The sequence below is a fragment of the Pseudomonas parakoreensis genome (assembly GCF_021602155.1).
GTDB lineage: Bacteria > Pseudomonadota > Gammaproteobacteria > Pseudomonadales > Pseudomonadaceae > Aquipseudomonas > Aquipseudomonas parakoreensis.
The window spans coordinates 1-22,211 of the sequence record NZ_BQHY01000029.1 but is presented as its reverse complement, the minus strand read 5'-3'; the positions used below and the strand labels follow the sequence as shown (position 1 = coordinate 22,211).

The window sequence follows — 22,211 nt, the reverse complement described above, 5'->3', positions numbered from 1 at the left end:
GTTTCGTTACGCAACTTTTACGGTGGTCATATGAATGCTGTTTTCCGTTTGGCGGTAGTTGAAGATCTGCCAGCGCTGCTGGCCTTGGAAATGCAATGTTTCACCAGCGACCGGCTCACCAGTCGCAGCTTTCAATGGATGATCACCCGCGCCCATGCGCAATTGCTGGTCGCCGAACTTGACGGTCGATTGCTAGGCTATGCCCTGGTGCTGTTTCATCGCGGCACATCATTGGCGCGCCTGTACTCCATCGCCATTGCCGCCGAAGCTCGCGGTACTGGGCTGGGTAAACAATTGCTGCACCGTATCGAGGCCTGCGCCGTCGAGCATGACTGCGCCTACCTGCGTCTTGAGGTGCGCCTCGACAACCCCACCGCCATCGCGCTTTACGAGCGCAACGGCTATCGGCGCTTTGCGCTGATTCACGATTACTACGAAGACCATGCCGATGCGTTACGCCTGGAAAAGCGCATTGTTCAGCACCGTGATTCGCGCAACATCAAGGTGCCCTATTACCCGCAAACCACCGATTTCACTTGTGGCCCGGCCTGTCTATTGATGGCCATGGGCGCGTTGCAACCTGCGCGCTTACTGGAGCGGCGTGAGGAATTGCAGATCTGGCGTGAGGCGACCACGGTGTTCATGACGTCCGGCCATGGTGGCTGCAGTCCTCAAGGCTTGGCGCTGGCCGCTTGGCGTCGAGGTTTCCAAGTGCGTTTGCAACTCAGCATGACCGGGCCATTGTTTCTCGACGGCGTACGCGATGAGCATAAAAAAGACGTCATGCGCCTGGTGCACCATGAATTCACCACGCAAATGCAAGACACCGACATTGAGCGCAAGATCGACCCCCATCTGGATTTGCCGCGCCTGCTGCAGGCTGGCGGACAACCTCTGGTGCTGATCAGCAGCTATCGCCTGACCCGTTCCAAGTCACCGCATTGGGTGGTAGTCACCGATTGCGATGAAGACTTTGTGTATCTGCACGATCCGGATGTCGACCACAGCCAGCATCGTCAACCGATGGACTGCCAGCATGTGCCGGTCAGCCATGGCGAGTTTGAGAAAATGAGTCGATTTGGTCGAGGGAAGTTACGGGCGGCGGTGGTTTTGTATGCCCGCGCTGTGCCAACTATCGTCAGGCTCTAGAGGTTTTTTGTGGCGAGGGAGCTTGCTCCCGCATGAGTGCGTAGCGCTCACAAGCGCATGGGGCTGCTGCGCAACCCAGCGGGAGCAAGCTCCCTCGCCACAGGACATCAGTGAAAACTGGAAGTGAAGTTATTTCAGGCCAATCTTGTACAGCGCACCGTCCTGCTCATCCGTCAGCACGTACAGATAGCCATCCGGCCCCTGCCGCACATCACGAATCCGCTGTTTAAGCTCGCCCAATAGCCGTTCCTCGTGCACCACTTTGTCCCCATCGAACTGCAAGCGGATCAGCTCCTGACTGACCAGCGCGCCGATGAATAGATTCTGCTGCCACGGCTTGAAACGATCAGCGTCATAGAACGCCATGCCGGAAACACCCGGCGACTTCTCCCAGACGTGGTGCGGGTCAACCGCACCTTCGACACTTTTGCCCTTGGCTTCGGGAATCGGTTGCAGAGAATAGTTGATACCGTGGGTCGCCAGCGGCCAGCCGTAGTTTTTGCCGCGCTCGATGATGTTCACCTCATCGCCGCCTCGGGGTCCGTGTTCGTTCTCCCAGAGTGTGCCGTTCCACGGATTGAGCGCCGCGCCCTGCGGGTTGCGGTGGCCGTAGGACCAGATTTCCGGACGTACGCCGGACTGGCCCACGAACGGATTGTCGTCCGGCACCTTGCCATCGGGGAAAATCCGCACGACCTTGCCCTGCAGTTTGTCGAGATCCTGCGCGGTCGGCCGATCATTGTTTTCGCCGAGGGTGATGAACAGATAGCCATCGCGGTCGAACACCAGACGTGAACCGAAATGGTTACCGGTCGAGAGCTTCGGCTCCTGACGGAAGATCACCTTAAAATCGCTGATCGTCTTCAAATCGTCCGACAGCCGGCCTCGCCCCACCACCGTCCCGGCCTTATCCCCGGCGCCACCGCCCTCGGCGTAGGACAGGTAGACCAATCGGTCCTGCCGGAAGTCCGGCGACAGCACTACATCGAGCAAGCCACCCTGGCCCTTGGCCCAGACCTTGGGCACGCCGCTGATGGGCTCGGAACGCTTGCCATCAGCGGTAATCACCCGCAGGTTGCCCGGCCGCTCGGTTACCAGCATGCCCTGACGATCCGGCAGAAACGCCAGCGCCCACGGATGCTCCAGGCCTTGAGTAATCGTGGTGACTTCAAGGGCGCCCTGCTCGCTCTGCAGCGCTTTGGGGGGCGCGGCGAAGGCTGGCGCGCTGAGCAACGCGCCGGCGCACAGCGTGGCTAGAAAGGTTTTACGCAACATGCACGATTCCTTTTGTTCGTTTCGAAGGCTGACAGGCGCTCAGGCCTGATGTTCAACGGTTGCTGTCTCCATCACGCGGCGGTGGGTTGGGAATGAATCTGGGTGGTGTACTCGGTACCGAGCGTTGCTGCTGACCATTGCCGATGCCGCCATTGCCAACGGTGGGCGTACTGGGCACCGGCACTGTATTCGGCCCGCGAATCACCGGCGTACTGGGCTGGGTGCCCTGCATGCTGTTGGGATTGGCGCGGCGAATCGGGCTGTTGTAGGGATTGTTGCTGTTGCCGGTGGGACTTTGTGCCAGCAACAGCGGCGCGGACGGTGCCGTGACCTCGGCATGCGCAAGACCTGCCCCAAGGAGCAGAACGATGATGCCGGGCAATATTCGGTTCATGGGATGGCCTCTCGATGCACAGGTGATAGAGCCTTCGAGTCCACGCTACGCCCCGGGTTCGGATTTGTTAACCCATCGCCCTTAAACAAGATGTAACACGGCTTGACCGACAGCACTGCTGTCTCCGGCAAACGCTGGAAACTTTCGCCGCCGGCTGCAGGTCACCTGAACATCATTCGCGGAGGACTCACCATGGCTCGGGCAATCTGGAAAGGCGCAATCAGTTTCGGACTGGTGCATATCCCCGTTGCGCTGGTGTCGGCAACGTCTTCGCACGGCGTCGACTTTGACTGGCTCGACAGCCGCAGCATGGATCCGGTGGGTTATAAACGGGTAAACAAAGTCACCGGCAAGGAGGTCACCAAGGAGCACATCGTCAAAGGTGTGGCCTATGAGAAGGGCCGCTATGTGGTGCTCAGCGAGGAAGAAATCCGCTCGGCGCACCCGGTGTCCACGCAGACCATCGACATTTTCTCCTTCGTCGATGCCGAGCAGATTCCACTGCAGAACATCGACACGCCTTATTACCTGGCCCCGGACAAACGCGGCGGCAAGGTCTACGCCCTGCTGCGCGAAACATTGAGCAAAACCAACAAGGTCGCCCTCGCCCGCGTCGTCCTGCACACTCGCCAATATCTGGCGGCGCTGATGCCGCTGGAATCGGCGCTGGTGCTGGTGAAACTGCGCTGGCCGCAGGAGGTGCGCGGCCTCGACGAACTGGAACTGGGCAGCGAGGTGACCAAGCCGCAACTGGCCAAGGGCGAACTGGACATGGCTAAACGTCTGGTGCAGGACATGAGCGGCGACTGGAGCCCGGAGGACTACAAGGACGAGTTTGAGGACAAGATCATGGCCCTGGTCGAGAAGAAGGCCCACGAAGGCAAGATCGAGGATGTCGAGACTGTGGGTGGCGAAGAGGAGCGCAAGTCTGCGGATGTGATCGACTTGACCGAGCTGCTTAAACGCAGTCTGGGTGGGAAAGCGCCGGCCAAGTCCAAGGCTAAACCGGAGAAACCCACGAAATCCACGCCGGCAAGGAAAACCAAAAAAGCCTCTGGGGAATGAATATTCAACGCCTGTCAGGTAACTGACAGGTTGCTTTTGAGACAGTCATTGCCAGCAGGCTGGCGCCCACGGTTTGCAATGCCCCTGTGGACACCAGTCTTTGGCAATGACAAACAGGTGCGACACACCAGTCAGATCAGAATGAAGATCGCCAGCAAACCGCCAAAGATCGCCCATTTTTCCATGTAGTAACGCGCGCGATTGCGCTTTTTCAGCTCTTTGCCACGCAGTCGCACTTTGTAGATCTTGGTAAACAGACGGTTGATCCCGCCAGTGCGGTCGCCGGCATCGTTCGGCGCACCAGCAGCGGACATCACGGTGCGACTGAACCATCTGTTGAACGCGGCCGCCCAGCGATATTTCATCGGACGCTCGATGTCGCAGAACAGGATGATGCGGTTTTTGTCGGTGGTGTTTTCGGCGTAGTGGATGTAAGTCTCATCGAACATCACCGCTTCACCGTCGCGCCAGTGGTAGCTTTCACCGTCGACGTTGATATAGCAACCCGCATCGTTCGGCGTATCCAGGCCCAAGTGGTAGCGATAGGAGCCCGCATAAGGGTCACGGTGGCGAACCAGTTTCGAACCCGGTGGCAGTTCGGCAAACATCGCGGCCTTGATCGAACCGATGCTCTGCACCAGTTCGGTAGTGCGCGGGCACAGTTTCATCGCCGACGGATGACTCTCGCCGTACCACTTGAGGTAGAAACGCTTCCAGCCACTTTTGAAGAATGAGTTGAAACCCACATCGTCGTACTGATTCGAGCGCTTGATCTCACCGGCACGCAGCAGGTCCTGCCCTTCCTGGCGAATTTCTTCCCAATGCGCCTGCAACGGGCTCAGGTCCGGAAACTCGGAAGGATCGAGATAGGGCTTGTTTGGTTTCTTTGAAAACAGGTACAGAAAGCAGTTGATCGGCGCCAGAAACGTCGAGTGGTCGCTCAACTGACGGCCCAGTTTGTGACGCACACGACCACGAAGGTGAACGTATGCAATGGAAAGGACATAAATAGCGGCAATGATGAGTTTCACGGAAATCGTCACACGTCAAAAGTGAACAAACTGCGCGCCTGCCGGCCAAAGGCCCAGGGTCTGATGCAGTGGCATGAATACAAATACTGTCCCGGTGGCACTTCCTTGAGCCCGTGCCGTGAGCGGCTATTGGGTAATCGGATGGCATTTTAGCCATACTTTGTAACCAAGGGTGAACCTGATCTGTGAAAAACTGTCGGCTGAATCTGCCAAACGGCAGGCGCGACAGTACGCTCGTGCAGGCGCATGAGTGCTGACGCAGAGCAAAACAGAGGTTATTCCGGGAAGCGCCGCAGCGGTTGCGCTGAGCTTTGACGTGTACGCTTCAGCCGCTGCGTACCAAGCACGATGCAATTCGCACCTGACTTGAAAAGGGTCCGCGGGCCATGAGAAATGAGTTTGAAAGGGTGAAGCCAAACCCGCCAGGTTTGGAGCTCAACCGAGCATGAGACCTGGCGGGTTACGAGTAAGGGCTTATTTATCGGTGGAAAGGCTCGCCTTGCTCAATCCCTTGGTATTGTGATCGCCTGGCGTCGTGGCGGAGATCGCCGTGGCTTTCGACAACCCCTTGGTGTCCTTCGAATGCGCTACACCTGAAGTGGCCAGGCCGTGCCCACGGTCGGTATTGTGGTCGCGTCCAATATGTTGACCACTGACGCCATGATCCCGTACGGCCCTGCCGTCATGATCCGTTTCCTGGCCTTCAGCGCGGCCATTGCTGGAGACGCTGCCTGAGTGCCCGGCACTGTCGCCGCTGTGGCCAGCGCTGCCGGCACCGCCGCCGTGACTGCCTCCACCGCCAGCACCACCGGCGCCACCACCGTGACCACCACCACCACCACCACCACCATCCTTGGCGTGGGCAGAGGCCATGATGGACAGTTGAGCAGGCAGTAATGGCGCAGCCGCAAACATCATTACGCAGGACATAACGGCAAACAGATTTTTCTTTTTAAAACGCATGACGGCATCCACTGGGGTTGGTTTTACTGTCATCTGAGATGCATTCATTTAGATCTGGTTCACCCACAAGCGATCAGCGGAAGCCAATCGCCTCATATATAAAGTGGGTGAGAATGTATTGCTTTTACTTTAGGCGAACGGATTCAAAAGTCAGTTTCATTGACCTGCCATCAGACTAATCGAAGGCGCCATTCAGCACTTCGTAGATAAGCCCGCTCGCAATCGCCACCAGAATCAAATCGGTGCCCGCCTGCTGCCACTCATATCCGTCGTAATGAGGCAGTCGCCCCGCCAGACGTCCATCCAGTTTTTTGGCGATGCCCGGCGGCAGCGGTTTGCCGCGTGCCAGATTTTTTTGAATACCGGGAGGCAGCGCCGGACCCGGGCTCCAGTAGTCTCTGTAACCGTTGAGTACGCTCAGCACACCGCTTCGATCGACCACGGGTGCATGATCCCAGTTGCCCGAACTGGATCCTTTGTTTTTGCCCCCTTGGTTGCCATGTCCCTGACTGTTCTGCGGGCCGCCCTTGCCGTTCCCTTTGCCGTTACCATTGCCATTTCCCGGATCGGCCAGTGCCGTTACAGAGCTCACCGCCAAGGCCAGACAAGTAACAGACGCAACCAGTAAGCGTTTTTTAAACATGACCGTCCTCTCATCAGAAATTCCTTGATGAAATGTAGACGATATCAGGCGTTTTAGTTCCTCCCATAATTGTTGGAAGCCCGCATCGACACTCATGAATTCGATAGACCGCTGCATGAACGCGCATTTGACGCTTCCCGATGCAGGCAGTCTGCCGGTTCGTCAGCGTCCGCCATACAACTGCCGCATGACTTATGCGACAATGCGCGCAATGTCTGGCATGAATCCCGCCTTTAATGCCCAACAGCCTGGACGCCGTGTCCGGTTGCTGCTCTCACCCCTCGCCTGCTGGCTACCGCCAACACTGACCGGGTAGGGAAGAAAACGCTCCAAAATGCCCCAGAAATGGCCCAAGCGCCAAATGTGCGGCTCGCAACCCATTGATAGGTAAAGCAATTGATCTCCACAGCTAACATCACGATGCAGTTCGGCGCCAAGCCGCTCTTCGAAAACGTTTCGGTCAAATTCAACGGCGGCAACCGCTACGGTCTGATCGGCGCCAACGGTTGCGGCAAGTCGACCTTCATGAAAATCCTCGGTGGCGATCTCGAGCCGTCCGGCGGTCAGGTCATGCTTGAGCCGAACGTACGCCTGGGTAAATTGCGTCAGGATCAGTTTGCCTACGAAGAATTCACCGTGATCGACACCGTGATCATGGGTCACGAAGAGTTGTGGAAGGTCAAAGCCGAGCGCGATCGTATCTACTCGCTGCCGGAAATGAGCGAAGAAGACGGCATGGCCGTGGCCGAGCTGGAAACCGAGTTCGCCGAGATGGACGGCTACACCGCCGAGTCCCGTGCCGGTGAACTGCTGCTGGGTCTGGGCATTCCACTGGAACAGCATTTCGGCCCGATGTCTGAAGTGGCGCCAGGCTGGAAGCTGCGGGTCTTGCTGGCTCAGGCACTGTTCTCTGATCCGGAAGTGCTGTTGCTCGACGAACCGACCAACCACCTGGACATCAACACCATTCGCTGGCTGGAATCGATTCTCACCGTGCGTAACAGCACCATGATCATCATTTCCCACGACCGTCACTTCCTCAACAGCGTGTGCACGCACATGGCTGACCTGGACTACGGCGAACTGCGTCTGTTCCCGGGCAACTATGACGAGTACATGACGGCCGCGACCCAGTCCCGCGAGCAACTGCTGTCGGACAACGCCAAGAAGAAAGCCCAGATTGCCGAACTGCAAACGTTCGTCAGCCGCTTCTCGGCCAACGCCTCGAAAGCCAAACAGGCCACTTCCCGCGCCAAGCAGATCGACAAGATCCAGCTGGCCGAGGTCAAGCCATCGAGCCGTGTCAGCCCGTTCATCCGTTTCGAACAGACCAAAAAGCTGCACCGCCAGGCCGTGACGATCGAGCAGATGTCCAAGGGCTTTGACGGCAAGACCCTGTTCAAGAACTTCAGCTTCACCGTGGAAGCCGGCGAGCGCGTGGCGATCATCGGCCCGAACGGTATCGGCAAGACCACGCTGTTGCGCACCCTGATGGGCGAACTGACGCCAGACGCCGGTTCTGTGAAATGGACCGAGAGCGCGGAGCTGGGCTACTACGCTCAGGATCACGCCCACGACTTCGAAGACGATGTCAGCCTGTTCGACTGGATGGGTCAATGGACGCAGGGCGAGCAAGTGATTCGTGGCACCCTGGGTCGCATGCTGTTCTCCAACGACGAGATCCTCAAGTCGGTCAAGGTCATCTCCGGCGGTGAGCAAGGTCGTATGCTGTTCGGCAAGTTGATCCTGCAAAAGCCGAACGTACTGGTGATGGACGAACCGACCAACCACCTGGACATGGAATCGATCGAGGCGCTGAACCTGGCGCTGGAAAACTACCCGGGTACGCTGATCTTCGTCAGCCACGACCGTGAGTTCGTATCGTCTCTGGCCACGCGCATCATCGAGCTGAGCCCGAACGGCGTGACTGACTTCAGCGGCACTTACGATGACTACCTGCGTAGTCAGGGTGTGGTGTTCTAAAGATAGCTGCGAGCTTCTTGCTCCAAGCTTCAAGCGAAAGCCCTGTCGGTGTGACAGGGCTTTTTGCATTTCAAGGGATCGTGATTTTGTGCTGCGAAGCCCTTCGCGAGCAGGCTCGCTCCAACGGGAATCGCGTTCCAAATGTGGGAGCGAGCCTGCTCGCGAAGAGGCCCTCAAAAACACCACCGACTCCAAGTAAATTAGTTAGCCTGCTTCCTTTTATTTCAGCACCCAGCCATGATGCCGATTCTCCCACCGCCGCCCGCGAACGAGTCCACATGTCTGCGCAGCAACAGCCTTCGCAAAGCTCACTGGCGATCACCCTGCAGATCGTCTCCATCGTTTTCTATACCTTTGTCGCCTTCCTGTGCATCGGTCTGCCGATTGCAGTGTTACCCGGCTATGTTCACGAGCAACTGGGGTTCAGCGCGATCGTTGCCGGACTGGTCATCGGCTCGCAATATCTGGCCACGTTGCTCAGTCGACCGATGGCCGGGCGCATGTCGGACACGCTGGGCACCAAACGGGCGATTGTGTATGGCTTGTCGGGGATTGTGCTCAGCGGGCTGCTGACGCTGATTTCGACGCTGCTGCAGGATTTCCCGGTGCCGAGCCTGATTATCCTGATCATCGGTCGGCTGCTGCTTGGCGTTGCACAGGGTTTGATCGGCGTCGGCACCATCAGCTGGTGCATGGGCCAGGTCGGCGTGGAGCACACGGCAAGGTCGATCGGCTGGAACGGCATTGCCTCCTACGGCGCGATTGCGATTGGCGCGCCGCTGGGCGTGGTGATGGTTGCCGACTACGGCTTTACCAGCCTGGGCATTGCCCTGTCGGTACTGGCGGCGGCCGCTCTGGTGATCATCCGTAATAAACCCTCGGTACCGGTGGTGCGCGGCGAACGGCTGTCTTTTTGGGCAGTATTCGGGCGCATCGCACCGTATGGGGCCAGTTTGAGTCTGGCGTCGATCGGTTACGGCACGCTGACCACCTTCATCACCCTTTATTACCTCAACCGTGGCTGGAGCGGCGCCGCGTATTGCCTGACGGTATTCGGCGTGTGCTTCATCCTGTCACGGCTGCTGTTCATTTCGGCGATCAGCCGTTTTGGCGGGTTTAACTCGGCCATTGCCTGCATGAGCATTGAAACCGTCGGCCTGGTGCTGCTGTGGCTGGCACCGTCGACCACGTTCGCTTTGATCGGCGCGGGGCTGGCCGGGTTTGGCTTATCGCTGGTGTATCCGGCGCTGGGGGTCGAGGCGATCAAGCAGGTGCCCAGTTCCAGCCGTGGCTCGGGGTTGGGTGCTTATGCAGTGTTCTTTGATCTGGCACTGGCGATTGCCGGGCCGTTGATGGGCGCGGTGGCGTTGAACCTGGGGTATGCGTGGATTTTCTTCAGTGCGGCGCTGTTGTCGGTGCTCGGGCTGGGGTTGACCTTGTTGCTCAAGCGCCGGGCGATGAGCTGAAAAACGAAATCAAAAGATCGTCCGATCGCGGCCCGAGCCTTCGACAGCGCCTACAAAAATCCACGGCAGGAGCTGCCGTAGGCTGCGATCTTTTGATCTTTGATCTTTATTGATCCGCGGTCTGCATCCCCGCCCGGCTCGGCCTGCCCAGCGTGCGCGAGAAAAACTGTCCGGCTTCGGAAATCAGGTTGCGGTGGATGTCTTCGCGATCCACGCCGTCAGCGTCGGTGCACAGCGCCGGCATGGCGCGGATCTGCTCTTCGTTGCACGGCGCCATGAACACGAAGTGCCCTGCCCCGGCCAGCAATTTGAAGTCCGGCGCGGTCGGCAGTTTGCGCGCCAGCGCCGCGGCGTTTTTGTCGAACGCCACCAGTTTGTCGCCATCGCCGCTGTACAGCAGCACCGGCACATGCACGTCCGCAAGGGTATGACGGCCAAATTTGAGGCTCAGCGGCGCCATCAGCAACAGCGCATGCACGCGCGGATCGGCCACCGGTTGCAAGTCATCACGATCGACGATCAGTTCGCCCTGAGTGTTGCAGGCGTCACGGTCGTCCGGGCGCTCCTGACAGTACCGGCGCAGGCGATCCAGATCCGGCTGCGCGCCAGAGAGAATCAACGCGGTTTCGCCACCGGCCGAATAGCCGATCACCCCGACCTGATCGGCGTTGACGAACGGCGAGAGCATCGGGTCGCCAAGGGTGGCGGTGATCGCTTCGGAAATCTGGATTGGCCGCCCATACAAATTGCTCAGGGTACCGAGGCGACTGTGGTCTTTGGAGTTGTCGCCGGGATGAATCACCGCGACCACCACAAAGCCCTTGCGTGCCAGCGAGGTGGCGAGGTCATGCAGCGCCAGCGGCGTGCCCGTGTTGCCGTGGGACAGCATCAGCATCGGGAAGCGGCCGATGGCAACCTTGGTGTCGGCGCCCGCCTCGACGGTGTAGCCCTCAAGCAGACTGCTGTGCTCACGGTCGCTGGAGGGATAGAAGGCGATGGCGCGCATCGGTTGCAGATCCAGCGGATCGAGGAACGTCATCTCGTGGTAACCGACACTCCAGACAGGGTGTCGCCCGGGCGCGGCATGCACTGAACCGAGGCTGCCAAGCAGGCAAATCAGTAACGTTGCACAAAGACGCATCATCGGATGGCCCACCCTGTGTTACTCAATCGAAAGATCCTTTGTGTTCCGACACGCCCGTAACCTTGAGGTTCGGTGATCCGGCGTGGCGTTGCACTCAGACGTTGATCGTTTGACTGCATAACCCGGGCCAGATTATGCAACAGTCTGAAACAAAAAACTCCGCACCTGGCCCTTGCAGAACCAGAATACAGAGTTTTTTGAGGCGCTACCTGAACGGTAGCTGGTCTTTACGCAATGCTTACGCAGCGGCGAACAGTTGCTTGGTGATCTTCGCCTGAGCGGCGCTCATTGCGTTGTTGCGCACTTCATCACCGTAGGCCAGACCTTCGGCACGGACGATTTCGATGTCGGTGATGCCGAGGAAACCGAGTACCAGCTTCAAATATTCTTCGTGGGCGATGCCGCTCGCCTGGCCGGCATGGATGCCACCGGCGGTGGAGACGATCACCACTTTCTTGCCACCGCACAGGCCTTCCGGACCCGCTTCGGTGTAACGGAACGTCTGGCCAGCAACGGCGACGCGGTCGATCCAGGCCTTGAGCTGGGTCGGCACGGTGAAGTTGTACATCGGCGCGGCGATGACGATGGCGTCGGCAGCGATGAATTCGGCCAGGGTCGAAGCGCTCAATTCGGCTTCGTGCTGTTGCGCGGCGTCGCGCAGTTCAGCGGTGGTACCGGCAGCCACCAGGGTGGTCGACGAGAAGTGGCTGATGGCGTCGGCGGCCAGGTCGCGGTAGGTCACCACGGCCGCAGGTTCTGCGGCTTGCCAGGCTTTGACGACTTGGCTGCTCAACTGACGGGAAGCGGAGTTGTCGCCCAGAATGCTCGAATCGATGTGCAGCAGTTTCATGTGGAATCTCCTGGAAAGAATCGCCGGCGGCGACGGAATGGAGACAATCCTACGGAAGAAACCAATAGCTGATTAGCCGCCGACAATGCGATAGTTCGTCCCACTGATAGAACGGTGGACTTTTCATGCAGGATCTCAACGATCTGTACTATTTCGCCAAAGTGGTCGAGGCCGGTGGCTTTGCGGCAGCCGGCCGCTTACTGGGCATTCCCAAGTCGCGGTTGTCGCGGCGAATCGCTGAACTCGAAGAACGCCTGGGCGCACGCCTGCTGCAGCGCACCACGCGCCAGTTGAATCTGACCGCTGTCGGCGAACGCTATCTGCGCCACTGTCAGGCGATGTTGCTGGAGGCGGAGATGGCCGACGAAGCCGTTGCCAGCATGTCCAGTGAACCGCGCGGGCGCTTGCGGGTATCGTGCCCCACCGGGCTGGCGCGAGAAATGTTGCCATGGGTAATCAGCGAATTTCTGGGCAAATTCCCCCAGGTGCAGCTGGAGGTGGTGCTGCTCAACCGCCGCGTGGATCTGGTCGCCGAAGGCTTCGACGTGGCGCTGCGCGTACGTGAACTGGGCGATGAAGATCCATTGCTGGTCACCCGCCGTCTGCGTCAGGCGCAAATGGTGGTGGTGGCCAGCCCGGCCTTTGTCGAAGGCAAGACCATTGCCCACCCGCAGGATCTGAAAAACCTGCCGGTACTTGGCGCGCTGGAAGCCGACCGCATGGTTCACGTGCGTTTGCTTGATCAGCAAGGCAATAGCGTCGAGCTGAATATGGAAGCGCGCCTGGGCATCGATGACTTTATCGTGCGCAAAGCCTGCGTACTCGCCGGCCAGGGCTTTACCCTGCTGCCGATGATGTATTGCGAAGCCGATCTCGAAAGCGGCGCGCTGGTGCAACTGTTGCCCGAGTGGTCGTTGCCCGGCGGCTGGTTGCAGGCGGTGTATCCGCACCGGCGCGGGGTGATGCCGGCGGTGCGGGCGTGGATCGACCATCTGGTCGAATCGTTCAATGCGTGTGGGGAGCGGCTGTTATGAGCAAGGGAAAGATGAACGAAGCGGATGTCGCCGCCTTCTGCCTGGCCTTGCCGGGCGCGCGGGAGGATTACAAATGGGGCGGCGTGCGGGTGTTCTCGATTGCCGGTAACAAGATGTTTGCCTTGCAGGGGTTGCGCGGGGATTCACTGGCGTTCAAGGTCGACAAGGATCTGTTTCTCGGCCATTGCGACCGCCCGGGTATTCACCCGGCGCCGTATCTGGCGCGGGCACAGTGGATCATCATGCACCCGCCCTACCCGCTGGGCGCCGAGGAACTGCAGGGATTGCTGACGCGTTCGCATCAGTTGGTGGTGGGCAAATTGCCGAAAAAAACTCAAATCGGATTACTGCTCTAAACCCGATCCTTGTAGGAGCTGCCGCAGGCTGCGATCTTTTGACTTTGATCTTTGAAAAAGCAAGATCAAAAGATCGCAGCCTGCGGCAGCTCCTACAGGGGGATTTGTGGTGATTCAGAAAAGTGAAAGCAGGTTCGAACCCAGAAACAGCTGGTCGATCCAGAACACCTGATGCAGCGCCACAATCATCCAGAACAGAATCTGGAACGACACCTTGCGCGTCTTGTGCCGGAACACCTGCTGGGCAATCAGCGCACCGGGCCAGCCGCCGGCCAGTTCCAGCGCATGCAGGATGTTCTCCGGCGTGCGCCAGGCATCGACGCGGGCCTTGCGTTTGTCTGCCCAGTACATGAAAAACGCCAGCACACTGACGACTCCATAAGCAGCCAACGGCACCAACGAGATGCCGCGCAGCCACATCGACAGCGAGCCGAACAGCGGCAACGCGCAGACGATCAGCAGCACTGCGAGTTTCAGTTTCAGATGCTGAATGCCGCCACCGGACGGGCGTCCATCCGGGCGGCGTGCGCGGGAATCACTCATGGTTTGGCCGCCGACCAGTCCACCCAGCCGAACTGCCAGGTCGCCAGAATCACCAGACCGAAAACGATCCGGTACCAGGCGAACGCCGCGTAGCTGTGGCTGGCGATGAACTTGAGCAGACCGCGCACGGCGATCATGGCGAAGATGAATGCGGTGATGAAACCGATGGCGAACACCGGAAAGTCCGCCGGCACGAACAGGTGGCGATACTTGTAGCCGGAGTACACCGCCGCACCGACCATGGTCGGCATCGCCAGGAAGAACGAGAACTCGGTCGCGGTTTTGCGCGACAGGCCGAACAGCAAACCACCGATAATCGTCGAACCGGACCGCGAGGTGCCGGGAATCATCGCCAGGCACTGGGCGAACCCGACCTTCAGCGCGTCTTTCCAGGTGATTTCGTCCACGGTTTCGGCGTGCACTTCATGCTGGCGGCGCTCTGCCCACAACATGATCACGCCGCCCACCACCAGTGCGGTCGCGACGGTGATCGGGTTGAACAGGTACTGGTGAATCAGGTCGGCAAAAATCACCCCCAACACCACCGCCGGCAGGAATGCGATCAGCAGGTTGGCAGTAAAACGTCGCGCACTCGGCTGGGTCGGCAAGCCAATTACCACATCGAGAATCTTGCGACGAAACTCCCAGACCACCGCAAGGATCGCGCCGAGCTGAATAATGATGTTGAACGCCAAGGCCCGTTCGCCGCCGAAGTCGAGCAAGTCGGCAACAATGATCTGGTGTCCGGTACTGGAAATGGGCAAAAACTCCGTCAGCCCCTCTACAACTCCAAGAATCAGTGCCTGCAAAGCGATCCAAAGATCCATCAGTCCCCCAAAGAGCGATGCACGCCGGCATGCCCCGATAATATTTTTACGTTCACTGCGATCAGCGTAGCTGTTTGTTGCTGTACCGATTCCGCGCGCACAGCATCCACACGAAACGGTCAAAATTCCGTGAAATATCAACTTGGATTCAGGTTTTCGCGCGCGGGGCCGAAATCCTAACAGACAAGCCTTAATAGTGCTGTGGCGTTATACGACTTGGGTCGCGTATGCCCGACCACTCAAACGTGGTTGGATGCTGGCGTTGATTTATTACAAGAAAAAGAAATCGGAGTGGCAGCGTTATGAACAGCTTGCGCAGTGTGTCGATCAGCCGACGCTTGTGGCTCATTTTGATTGTGGCCGTGGTCATGTTGTTGACCTTGGGTGTGTTGATGCTCAAGCAGATCCACGATGACCTCTACCACGCCAAGGCGCAGAAAACCCAGCACGTGGTGCAGACCGCCAGCGGCTTGCTGAGCTACTACCACGACCAGGAAACCGCCGACACCCTCACCCGAGACGCCGCACAGAAGCAGGCACTGACCGCCATTCGCGGCCTGCGCTACGACCAGAGCGACTACTTCTGGATCAACGACCTCACCCCCGTGATGGTCATGCACCCGACCAACCCCAAACTCGAAGGCCAGAACCTCTCGGCGATCCGCGATCCGGACGGTTTTGCGGTATTCAACGAGATGGTCGCGATCGCCAAAAGCAAAGGCGCGGGCATGGTCGATTACCGCTGGCCGAAGCCCGGCGCCAGCGAACCGGTCGCGAAAACATCCTATGTAAAACTGTTCGAACCGTGGGGCTGGATCCTTGGTTCCGGCGTTTACGTCGATGATGTGCAGAGCGAGTTCCAGGGCCAGGTGATCAAGGCTTCGGTAATCGGCCTGGCGATTGCACTGATCATGGCCCTGCTGGTGATTTTGATTGCCCGCAGCATCGTGCGCCCGCTGCAGGAAACCGTGAACGCCATGGCCAATATCGCCAGCGGCGAAAGTGACCTGACGCGCAGCCTCGATACCCATGGCCAAGACGAAGTCACACAACTGGCGCATCACTTCAACGCCTTCACCGCCAAGTTGCGCCGGGTCATCGGTGACCTGCAGATCTCGGCCAGCGCGCTGGGCCAGTCGTCCAGCGAACTGGGCAACGATGCGACCCAGGCCCAGCAGCGCAGCCAGCAGCAATCGCAGCAGATGGAACTGGTGGCGACCGCGATCAACGAAGTCACCTACGGCGTGCAGGATGTGGCGAAGAATGCCGAGCATGCTGCCGCTGAAATGCGCGATGCCGAAGCCCAGGCGCAGCAGGGCCAGATCAACATCGACGGCAGCCTGCAACAGATCGACAGACTGTCCGGCACCATTGACCAGGCGGTCGAAGTGATCCGCACCCTCGCCGCCGAAAGCACGCAGATCGGCAGTGTGCTGGAGGTGATCCGCTCGATTGCCGAGCAGACCAACCTGCTGGCCCTCAACGCGGCCATCGAAGCGGCCCGTGCCGGCGAACAGGGCCGGGGCTTTGCGGTGGTGGCCGATGAAGTGCGGCTCCTGGCGCAGCGCACGCAAAAGTCGACGGCGGAAATCCAGACCATGATCGAGCGCCTGCAGAACCATTCCGAAGCGGCCGTTAAAGTCATCGGTGACAGCAGCAAAGCCTCGCAGCTGACCATTGAACAGGCTGGCCTTGCCGGCGCCAGTCTCAACGCCATCGGCCAGGCACTGCGCAACCTCAACGGCCTGAACGCGTCGATTGCCAGCGCCACGCTGCAACAGGCGCATGTGGTCGAGGACATCAACCAGAACGTGACGCAGGCGGCCGGCCTGTCTCACAGCACTGCGCTGGCGGCGGAGCAGTCAAGTGCGGCGAGTGTGAAGCTGGGGCAACTGAGCGAGCAGTTGAATCAGCTTCTGCGCCAGTTCCGCGTCTGACCCCTCACCCTTGTGGGAGCGAGCCTGCTCGCGAAGGCGTAATGTCAATCAACATCTGCATTGGTGACATACCGCGTTCGCGAGCAGGCTCGCTCCCACAGGTTTTTGGGTACAATCCGCTCCCTCCTCAATTTTCCCAAGGAACCCCCATGTCCGGGCTTGAACTGTTTGCCGCCGCCCTCGGTGTGATTGCCGTGTGGCTGACGGTCAAACAGAATCCATGGTGCTGGCCGATCGGCCTGGTCATGGTGTTGCTGTACAGCTGGATTTTCTATGACGTGAAGCTGTACTCGGACATGTTGCTGCAAGTGATCTACGCCGCGCTGCAAGTCTACGGCTGGTGGCAATGGACCCGCGCCGGGACAATGCATGACGGACGCGACGTCACACGTCTGGATCGGCGCGCTATTCTGCTCGGCCTGAGTGTGGGCGCATTCGGTAGCCTGCTGCTGGGCGCGGCCATGGCGCACTGGACCGACGCCGCACAACCGTGGCTTGATGCCGCACTGACTGCTTTCAGCCTTGTCGCACAACTCTGGATGGCACAGAAACGCCTGCAATGCTGGGCACTGTGGTTCGTGCTGGATGTGATTTTCGTCGGTCTGTTTCTATATAAGGGCTTGTACCTTACCGCCGCGCTGTATGCCCTGTTCACCCTGATTGCTGTGCAAGGCTGGCGGGAATGGCGCGCCGATCCGGCGTTGCAGCGATGAAGGTGGTTGTCCTCACCGGCCCGGAATCCACCGGCAAGAGCTGGCTGGCCGCAGGCCTTCAGGAGCGCTTCGGCGGCCTGCGGGTGGACGAATACGTGCGCTGGTTCATGGAGCAGAATCCTCGCGATACCTGCCTGAACGACATTCCCGACATCGCCCGTGGACAGTTGCAATGGGAAGATCACGCGCGGGCGCAGCAACCGCGATTGCTGATTCTCGACACCCATTTACTGAGTAATATCCTGTGGAGCCAGACCCTGTTTGGCGACTGCCCGACATGGCTGGAACCCCAACTGCTGGCGCGGCATTACGACTTGCACCTGCTGTTGTCGCCGGAGCAGATCGACTGGACGGATGACGGCCAACGTTGTCAGCCACAACTGAGCGAACGCCTGGCGTTCTTTCAGGCCACCCGCGACTGGCTGGAACAGCACAAGCAGCCGTTGCAGATCATCCAGGGCGATTGGGATGAACGTCGCTCTCTGGCTTTCGAAGCCGTGGCGCGTTTGATGGCTGATTGACCTGGCAAACAGCTCCTTTCGGGCCCCAAGTGTCCATTCCTGAAACACCCACTCCCGCGCAAAGCAGCCGTTTAAATGGCCTTCATCATTCTGTCAGGGTATCTGTTACGCTGGTGAAACAGTCCCCGGCAAACCCTTGTTCCAGAGCTTTGCGCCGCCATTAACCCTGTGAGTGTCTGCGTGACTGTTTCATCGCTGAAACAGCTTTTGTATCAGCGCTGCACGGCACATCGCCAACCCGTTGAAAACCAACAACAACTCAAAAGCGGCACAGCTTTCGCTCTCTCCTTCGCAACGCTGACAAGAGCCAGCCCACTGAAGAAGGAATTGCCGCCGTGGGGAATATCAATAAAGGCCTGACCTGCCTTCTGCTGATTGGATCAGCCGCCAGCACATTCATCAGTTTCAACGTTCAAGCCGAAGGCAATGGCGTGATCGTTCTCAACCGCGACGTCCAGCCCATTCCCATCGGGCGCAGCGGTGGCAAAGACCCCTACCCAACCACGGTCAATGCCAACCCTTCGGCTCGCATCAATCAGGCGATGACCAGCACCGAGCTCAATGACGGTGAATTTGCCAGTGTAGCCAGTGGTTCTTCGATTCGCGGCAATATCACCACGCCCACCGCCAACATGCCTGGCATGAACACCCTGACCAATCCCAATGGCCTGCCCGGCATGGGCGGCGGTCACGGCGGTGGCGCGGGCGGTTCGATCTCCAACACCGTCAACCGTGCGATGAGTTCCGGTCTTGCTCCGCTGACCCGCATGGCCGGAGGTCAATGAAATGAATCGTTCCCTTCTTTTACTTGCCCTTTTCGGCTGCGTCCAGGCGCTGGCCGCCCCCGACTCGGTCAATAACGCGAACATTCAGGACACCGGCGTCCAGTACCGCGGCAACTACAACGTCAACCAGGCTGCTGGCGACCAGATGCAACAGACCAATACCAAAGCGATCGCCATCGGCACCAACGCCAGCGCCACAACCATCGTCAGGCAAAAGCTGGATACCCCGGCCAACCCGTCGATGAACGCCAGCGCCACCATTGGCGGCACCTCTTTCAGTAATGGCAACGGAATCCTGGGCGTGAACCAGGGGGCCGGGGCGAACAACCAGATGGCCAACGTGACGCGCGTCAGCATCAGTGCTGCCCCGCAGAGCGTTGACGACAGCGCCCTGTCGCAACAGAACGTGGCGCTTTTACCGAGCTCAGGAGCAACTGGCACCTCACCCGGCAGTCGCCAGGTCACGACAAGTGATCAGGCCTTCACCGGCAGCCGAGGGGTGATTCAGGTGAACCAGAGTGCCGGGGTGGGGAACCGTATGGCTAACACCCTGAGCATCCGGGTCGCTGACTGACCCAAACAACAAAAGCAGTGCAATTAGAAAGTACCAACACTTAACCAACTAATAAGCACGATGGAGAAACACCATGAAACCTACAATGGCTCTCAAACCACTGGTTTTCGCACTTGCAGCAGTAATGGCAATGGCGGCTCAGGCAGGCGGCAATGATCATGGTAACGGGCACGGCAATGGCCATGGCAACCATGAACCCAAAGGCCCTACCCTGGAACAACTTCTGCAAATCGGAGCCGGCGCCGGGGCTGCCGTACTCGACACGCAGAACAGCGATGGCAACCTGGTGGGCAACCAAGGCACCAAAAATGATGCCAACGTCAATAACTCGGCCAATGGCACCAACGGCAACGTCGGCATGAACAACACCGCCGGCGATGGCAACCAGCAAGACAACGCTGCTGCACTGGCGACTGCCGACGAAAGCTTTATCTTCGGCAGCGCGGTATCTGTCTCCAGCGCCACTCAGGTCAACAACAACAACGCGGTTGCCAACTACTCGACAACCAACAACGCCAACCTCAACAACGTGGGTAACGGCGGTTCCGGCAACATTGGCGTGAACAACAGTGCCGGCAACTTCAACCAACAGAAAAACAACCTGGCTATTGCTGTATCGGGTGGTCGTGTAGCTAACGCGGCTGCTGCTGCGAACCAAAGCTCCACTGGCCTGACTGTGTCCAATAACGGCACTCAAACCTACAAAAAAGATACCCTCACCGGCACCGTGGCCGCCGTCGGCGCGTTCGCTGCCGTTGGCAAGGCTACCATCGAAGGTGATAAAGGCCACGGCGGTGGCGGCTATGGTGACAACGATCGCGGCCATGGCGGTAACGGCGGCAGCAAAGATCAGAAAGCCACCTTCGAAGCTGTCGGTGTCTTCGGCCTGGCTGGCGTCACCACTCAACAAGTGCTGACCCCTGATGGCTGGAAAAACCCTGTGACCAACAACGCGAACATCTCGAACGTTGGTAACAACTTCTCCGGTAACGCTGGTTACAACAACGCCGCCGGTGTTGGCAACCAACAAAGCAACTCGCTGTCCATCGCTGCAGGTTGCAAAGCCTGCATGTAATCGCGATCGAAACGAAAGCCCCGGAAACGGGGCTTTTCCTCAGTCCGCAAAGGCGTATCGATCATGCGTAAGACTGCCTTTATCGCCCTGCTTTGCCTGTCCGGCCTGACCCAGGCTGCCCAGATGCCCGTCGCTGCCCTGCCCGGCGGCGTACTCGTCTACAAAAACGTGCAAAGCATCCGTGAGCGCAAGTTTGCCGACATTGTCGAACAGAAAACCGATTTCAGCTGCGGCGCCGCCGCACTGGCCACGGTATTGCGCCAGGCCTATTGGCTCGACGTCGATGAGGAGCACATCATCAAAGGCATGCTGGTCAACGCCGACCAGGACCTTGTTCGCACTCAGGGTTTTTCCATGCTGGACATGAAGCGCTACGTAGAAAGCATCGGCATGCGCGCCAGGGGTTACAAGATTCCACCGGAAAAGCTCGACGCAGTCACGATCCCGGTGGTGGTACTGTTGGAAATTCGCGGCTACAAGCATTTCGTGGTTCTGCAGCGTTCGGACAAGGATTGGGTTTACATCGGAGATCCCGTCTTAGGCCACAAACGCTACACCCATGATGACTTTGTCAAAGGTTGGAACGGCATCGTCTTCGCCATCGTCGGCCCCGGTTATGACAAAACCAATGCATTGCGCACACCACCGACTCCGCTGACGGCCAAGAACAAGCTGGATAACTTCAACCCTGTCAAAGATGCTGAATTGATGGACTTCGGGTTCATACAGAGCGACTTCTTTTAATCGCCGATTATAAAGAATGGGGCTGGATGTCCCGGGAGCAGCAGATGAAAACCTCATACTGGCTGGCCGCCGCCTGCCTGGCAGCGAGCGCGTCAGGCTACGCCAATGCAGGGTTCAAACCTATCGAAATCCAGGATCAGGAGCTGTCACAGCTTCGGGGTCGTTACGTCATGCCGGGGCGGATCATCAGCTTCGGCATTGTCATGAGCAGTACCTGGCGCAACGCCAGCGGTGATCTGATCGGCGCTGCGACGTCGATGCAAATCCAGGCCGCCACGATCAAACCGGAATTTTATGTCTCGACCATCAAGGAACAGGGCAACGGCAGCACCCCGACGCCGGGTACTGGCAATGTCATTGGTGGTGCGGCACTCAACAACAGCCAGGGCGTGACCCAGAGCGTACGCGCCGCCGGCGACGGCAACACCGCCAACAACAATGTGGCGATCAACGTAAAAGAGGCCAACACCCCTCCTCCACTGGCCCCCGCACAAGGTCAGGCCCTGATTGCCGGGCAAACCATCGGTGCCAGCAATGCCGCTGGCAACGTCGCCGTTTCGGCCAGCAGCAGTGGCGTGCAAATGGCGATCCAGGCCTCGGGAAATCAGGGCACCGCCCTGCAACAGATCGCCCAGGGCGGCCTGCTGCAGAACACGCGCCTGCTGGGCAGCGCCAACGTGGTCAACAACATGACCCAACTCAATGTTGTACTTAACAATAACGGCATCAGCCCCGGCGCACTGGACTGCAACCTGACTCAACTCAGGGCACTACGCAATATCGGATATTGAACTACGCTGAGTCTCGATCATTGGGCTTAAAGGGACGGCTTATTCATGTATCGATCAGTATCACTGCGTGCCGCTGTATGTTTGAGTACTCTTCTACCTGCGGCGATGCTGCAAGCAGCACCCGACGCAGATGTGGAGACCCTGAAACAGGAACTTCTGGAGCTGAAGCAACGATACGAAGTACAACAAAAGGCCCTGGCGGTGCTCGAACAACGGGTCCGTCAGGTCGAGGATCAACCGGCAGCGCCGCAACCCAAACGGCTGGCCAAGTCGCCGTCTGACATGAAAGGCAATCCAAGAGTGGCCACCAGCACCGGCGCGCCCGGGACTGGGGCGGCAGCAGCGTCG

At 58.9% G+C, this 22,211-nt stretch carries 24 protein-coding genes; 15 read left to right on the top strand and 9 right to left on the bottom strand.

What is annotated here, in order from left to right:
* The first annotated feature begins 30 nt into the window (after positions 1-30).
* Positions 31-1,149, top strand: a complete 1,119-nt coding sequence (locus tag L6D63_RS27125) for a GNAT family N-acetyltransferase/peptidase C39 family protein (RefSeq protein WP_131671778.1) — start codon at positions 31-33, stop codon at positions 1,147-1,149.
* A 129-nt stretch (positions 1,150-1,278) separates the two neighbouring features.
* Here the strand turns inward: L6D63_RS27125 and L6D63_RS27120 are convergent, their stop codons facing one another.
* Both L6D63_RS27120 and L6D63_RS27115 read right to left on the bottom strand, forming a co-directional pair.
* On the bottom strand, positions 1,279-2,424 hold the full coding sequence (locus tag L6D63_RS27120; RefSeq protein ID WP_131671777.1) for a PQQ-dependent sugar dehydrogenase: 1,146 nt from the start codon (positions 2,422-2,424) through the stop codon (positions 1,279-1,281).
* A 52-nt stretch (positions 2,425-2,476) separates the two neighbouring features.
* Complete coding sequence (locus L6D63_RS27115; protein ID WP_121185644.1) at positions 2,477-2,818, bottom strand: hypothetical protein; 342 nt, start codon at positions 2,816-2,818, stop codon at positions 2,477-2,479.
* Positions 2,819-3,010: 192 nt separating this feature from the next.
* Here L6D63_RS27115 and ku point away from each other — a divergent pair, with 192 nt between their 5' ends.
* Complete coding sequence (ku, locus tag L6D63_RS27110; protein ID WP_047294709.1) at positions 3,011-3,883, top strand: non-homologous end joining protein Ku; 873 nt, start codon at positions 3,011-3,013, stop codon at positions 3,881-3,883.
* 131 nt (positions 3,884-4,014) lie between these two features.
* Here ku and lpxO read toward each other — a convergent pair whose 3' ends face one another.
* The 3 genes from lpxO to L6D63_RS27095 all read right to left on the bottom strand — a co-directional run bounded on the left by lpxO (position 4,015) and on the right by L6D63_RS27095 (position 6,520).
* On the bottom strand, positions 4,015-4,914 hold the full coding sequence (gene lpxO / locus L6D63_RS27105) for a lipid A hydroxylase LpxO (RefSeq protein WP_047294711.1): 900 nt from the start codon (positions 4,912-4,914) through the stop codon (positions 4,015-4,017).
* Between the two features lie 474 nt (positions 4,915-5,388).
* Positions 5,389-5,877 (bottom strand): hypothetical protein, encoded by a 489-nt coding sequence (locus L6D63_RS27100; protein ID WP_131671776.1) that lies wholly within the window; start codon positions 5,875-5,877, stop codon positions 5,389-5,391.
* A gap of 175 nt (positions 5,878-6,052) precedes the next feature.
* Entirely contained in the window at positions 6,053-6,520 is a 468-nt protein-coding gene (locus L6D63_RS27095; protein WP_121185646.1) for an anti-virulence regulator CigR family protein, read from the bottom strand.
* Between the two features lie 396 nt (positions 6,521-6,916).
* On the opposite strand from L6D63_RS27095, the gene L6D63_RS27085 reads away from it, so the two are divergent.
* Positions 6,917-8,503 (top strand): ABC-F family ATPase, encoded by a 1,587-nt coding sequence (locus tag L6D63_RS27085; protein WP_041064399.1) that lies wholly within the window; start codon positions 6,917-6,919, stop codon positions 8,501-8,503.
* A gap of 278 nt (positions 8,504-8,781) precedes the next feature.
* Positions 8,782-9,969: an MFS transporter gene (locus L6D63_RS27080; RefSeq protein ID WP_131671775.1), complete on the top strand. Its 1,188-nt coding sequence runs from the start codon at positions 8,782-8,784 to the stop codon at positions 9,967-9,969.
* Between the two features lie 106 nt (positions 9,970-10,075).
* Here the strand turns inward: L6D63_RS27080 and L6D63_RS27075 are convergent, their stop codons facing one another.
* Positions 10,076-11,113, bottom strand: a complete 1,038-nt coding sequence (locus tag L6D63_RS27075) for an alpha/beta hydrolase family protein (protein ID WP_041064406.1) — start codon at positions 11,111-11,113, stop codon at positions 10,076-10,078.
* Between the two features lie 238 nt (positions 11,114-11,351).
* On the bottom strand, positions 11,352-11,963 hold the full coding sequence (locus L6D63_RS27070; RefSeq protein WP_095669079.1) for an FMN-dependent NADH-azoreductase: 612 nt from the start codon (positions 11,961-11,963) through the stop codon (positions 11,352-11,354).
* Positions 11,964-12,088: 125 nt separating this feature from the next.
* Here L6D63_RS27070 and L6D63_RS27065 point away from each other — a divergent pair, with 125 nt between their 5' ends.
* Both L6D63_RS27065 and L6D63_RS27060 read left to right on the top strand, forming a co-directional pair.
* Entirely contained in the window at positions 12,089-12,997 is a 909-nt protein-coding gene (locus tag L6D63_RS27065; RefSeq protein ID WP_047294719.1) for a LysR substrate-binding domain-containing protein, read from the top strand.
* Positions 12,994-13,353: an MmcQ/YjbR family DNA-binding protein gene (locus L6D63_RS27060; protein ID WP_041064415.1), complete on the top strand. Its 360-nt coding sequence runs from the start codon at positions 12,994-12,996 to the stop codon at positions 13,351-13,353. Before L6D63_RS27065 ends, L6D63_RS27060 begins: the two co-directional genes overlap by 4 nt.
* A gap of 114 nt (positions 13,354-13,467) precedes the next feature.
* Here L6D63_RS27060 and L6D63_RS27055 read toward each other — a convergent pair whose 3' ends face one another.
* Entirely contained in the window at positions 13,468-13,896 is a 429-nt protein-coding gene (locus L6D63_RS27055) for a DUF1294 domain-containing protein (RefSeq protein WP_131671773.1), read from the bottom strand.
* Positions 13,893-14,723 carry an undecaprenyl-diphosphate phosphatase gene (locus L6D63_RS27050; RefSeq protein WP_131671771.1) on the bottom strand — a complete coding sequence of 277 codons (831 nt, stop codon included), beginning with the start codon at positions 14,721-14,723 and terminating at the stop codon, positions 13,893-13,895. The genes L6D63_RS27055 and L6D63_RS27050 overlap by 4 nt, the downstream gene beginning before the upstream one ends.
* Before the next feature lie 302 nt (positions 14,724-15,025).
* Here L6D63_RS27050 and L6D63_RS27045 point away from each other — a divergent pair, with 302 nt between their 5' ends.
* The 9 genes from L6D63_RS27045 to L6D63_RS27005 form a co-directional block, all read left to right on the top strand.
* Positions 15,026-16,660: a methyl-accepting chemotaxis protein gene (locus L6D63_RS27045; RefSeq protein WP_131671770.1), complete on the top strand. Its 1,635-nt coding sequence runs from the start codon at positions 15,026-15,028 to the stop codon at positions 16,658-16,660.
* A 149-nt stretch (positions 16,661-16,809) separates the two neighbouring features.
* The gene (gene pnuC, locus L6D63_RS27040; RefSeq protein WP_095669076.1) at positions 16,810-17,373 is read left to right on the top strand and encodes a nicotinamide riboside transporter PnuC; all 564 of its coding nucleotides are present in this window, start codon (positions 16,810-16,812) and stop codon (positions 17,371-17,373) included.
* Positions 17,370-17,894 carry an AAA family ATPase gene (locus tag L6D63_RS27035; RefSeq protein WP_131671782.1) on the top strand — a complete coding sequence of 175 codons (525 nt, stop codon included), beginning with the start codon at positions 17,370-17,372 and terminating at the stop codon, positions 17,892-17,894. Before pnuC ends, L6D63_RS27035 begins: the two co-directional genes overlap by 4 nt.
* A gap of 335 nt (positions 17,895-18,229) precedes the next feature.
* A complete protein-coding gene (locus L6D63_RS27030; RefSeq protein WP_047294729.1) occupies positions 18,230-18,679 on the top strand; it encodes a hypothetical protein in 450 nt (149 codons plus the stop codon).
* A 1-nt stretch (position 18,680) separates the two neighbouring features.
* Entirely contained in the window at positions 18,681-19,253 is a 573-nt protein-coding gene (locus tag L6D63_RS27025) for an adhesin (RefSeq protein ID WP_095669075.1), read from the top strand.
* Between the two features lie 73 nt (positions 19,254-19,326).
* Entirely contained in the window at positions 19,327-20,328 is a 1,002-nt protein-coding gene (locus L6D63_RS27020; protein ID WP_007964628.1) for a hypothetical protein, read from the top strand.
* Between the two features lie 63 nt (positions 20,329-20,391).
* Positions 20,392-21,072, top strand: coding sequence for a C39 family peptidase (locus L6D63_RS27015; protein WP_095669074.1), 681 nt, complete (start codon positions 20,392-20,394; stop codon positions 21,070-21,072).
* A gap of 44 nt (positions 21,073-21,116) precedes the next feature.
* Positions 21,117-21,863: a hypothetical protein gene (locus tag L6D63_RS27010; RefSeq protein WP_047294733.1), complete on the top strand. Its 747-nt coding sequence runs from the start codon at positions 21,117-21,119 to the stop codon at positions 21,861-21,863.
* 45 nt (positions 21,864-21,908) lie between these two features.
* On the top strand, positions 21,909-22,211 hold a 303-nt coding region (locus L6D63_RS27005), incomplete at its 3' end, for a coiled-coil domain-containing protein (RefSeq protein ID WP_476748331.1).

Excerpts from the sequence above, each read along its gene's own strand:
- L6D63_RS27020 (WP_007964628.1), top strand. The coding sequence starts at position 19,327 with ATGAAACCTACAATGGCTCTCAAACCACTGGTTTTCGCACTTGCAGCA.
- pnuC (WP_095669076.1), top strand. The coding sequence starts at position 16,810 with ATGTCCGGGCTTGAACTGTTTGCCGCCGCCCTCGGTGTGATTGCCGTG.
- L6D63_RS27095 (WP_121185646.1), bottom strand. The coding sequence starts at position 6,520 with ATGTTTAAAAAACGCTTACTGGTTGCGTCTGTTACTTGTCTGGCCTTG.
- ku (WP_047294709.1), top strand. The coding sequence starts at position 3,011 with ATGGCTCGGGCAATCTGGAAAGGCGCAATCAGTTTCGGACTGGTGCAT.
- L6D63_RS27060 (WP_041064415.1), top strand. The coding sequence starts at position 12,994 with ATGAGCAAGGGAAAGATGAACGAAGCGGATGTCGCCGCCTTCTGCCTG.
- L6D63_RS27035 (WP_131671782.1), top strand. The coding sequence starts at position 17,370 with ATGAAGGTGGTTGTCCTCACCGGCCCGGAATCCACCGGCAAGAGCTGG.
- L6D63_RS27125 (WP_131671778.1), top strand. The coding sequence starts at position 31 with ATGAATGCTGTTTTCCGTTTGGCGGTAGTTGAAGATCTGCCAGCGCTG.
- L6D63_RS27115 (WP_121185644.1), bottom strand. The coding sequence starts at position 2,818 with ATGAACCGAATATTGCCCGGCATCATCGTTCTGCTCCTTGGGGCAGGT.
- L6D63_RS27075 (WP_041064406.1), bottom strand. The coding sequence starts at position 11,113 with ATGATGCGTCTTTGTGCAACGTTACTGATTTGCCTGCTTGGCAGCCTC.
- L6D63_RS27015 (WP_095669074.1), top strand. The coding sequence starts at position 20,392 with ATGCGTAAGACTGCCTTTATCGCCCTGCTTTGCCTGTCCGGCCTGACC.
- L6D63_RS27010 (WP_047294733.1), top strand. The coding sequence starts at position 21,117 with ATGAAAACCTCATACTGGCTGGCCGCCGCCTGCCTGGCAGCGAGCGCG.
- L6D63_RS27050 (WP_131671771.1), bottom strand. The coding sequence starts at position 14,723 with ATGGATCTTTGGATCGCTTTGCAGGCACTGATTCTTGGAGTTGTAGAG.
- L6D63_RS27055 (WP_131671773.1), bottom strand. The coding sequence starts at position 13,896 with ATGAGTGATTCCCGCGCACGCCGCCCGGATGGACGCCCGTCCGGTGGC.
- L6D63_RS27065 (WP_047294719.1), top strand. The coding sequence starts at position 12,089 with ATGCAGGATCTCAACGATCTGTACTATTTCGCCAAAGTGGTCGAGGCC.
- L6D63_RS27120 (WP_131671777.1), bottom strand. The coding sequence starts at position 2,424 with ATGTTGCGTAAAACCTTTCTAGCCACGCTGTGCGCCGGCGCGTTGCTC.
- L6D63_RS27080 (WP_131671775.1), top strand. The coding sequence starts at position 8,782 with ATGTCTGCGCAGCAACAGCCTTCGCAAAGCTCACTGGCGATCACCCTG.
- L6D63_RS27045 (WP_131671770.1), top strand. The coding sequence starts at position 15,026 with ATGAACAGCTTGCGCAGTGTGTCGATCAGCCGACGCTTGTGGCTCATT.
- L6D63_RS27025 (WP_095669075.1), top strand. The coding sequence starts at position 18,681 with ATGAATCGTTCCCTTCTTTTACTTGCCCTTTTCGGCTGCGTCCAGGCG.
- L6D63_RS27070 (WP_095669079.1), bottom strand. The coding sequence starts at position 11,963 with ATGAAACTGCTGCACATCGATTCGAGCATTCTGGGCGACAACTCCGCT.
- L6D63_RS27100 (WP_131671776.1), bottom strand. The coding sequence starts at position 5,877 with ATGCGTTTTAAAAAGAAAAATCTGTTTGCCGTTATGTCCTGCGTAATG.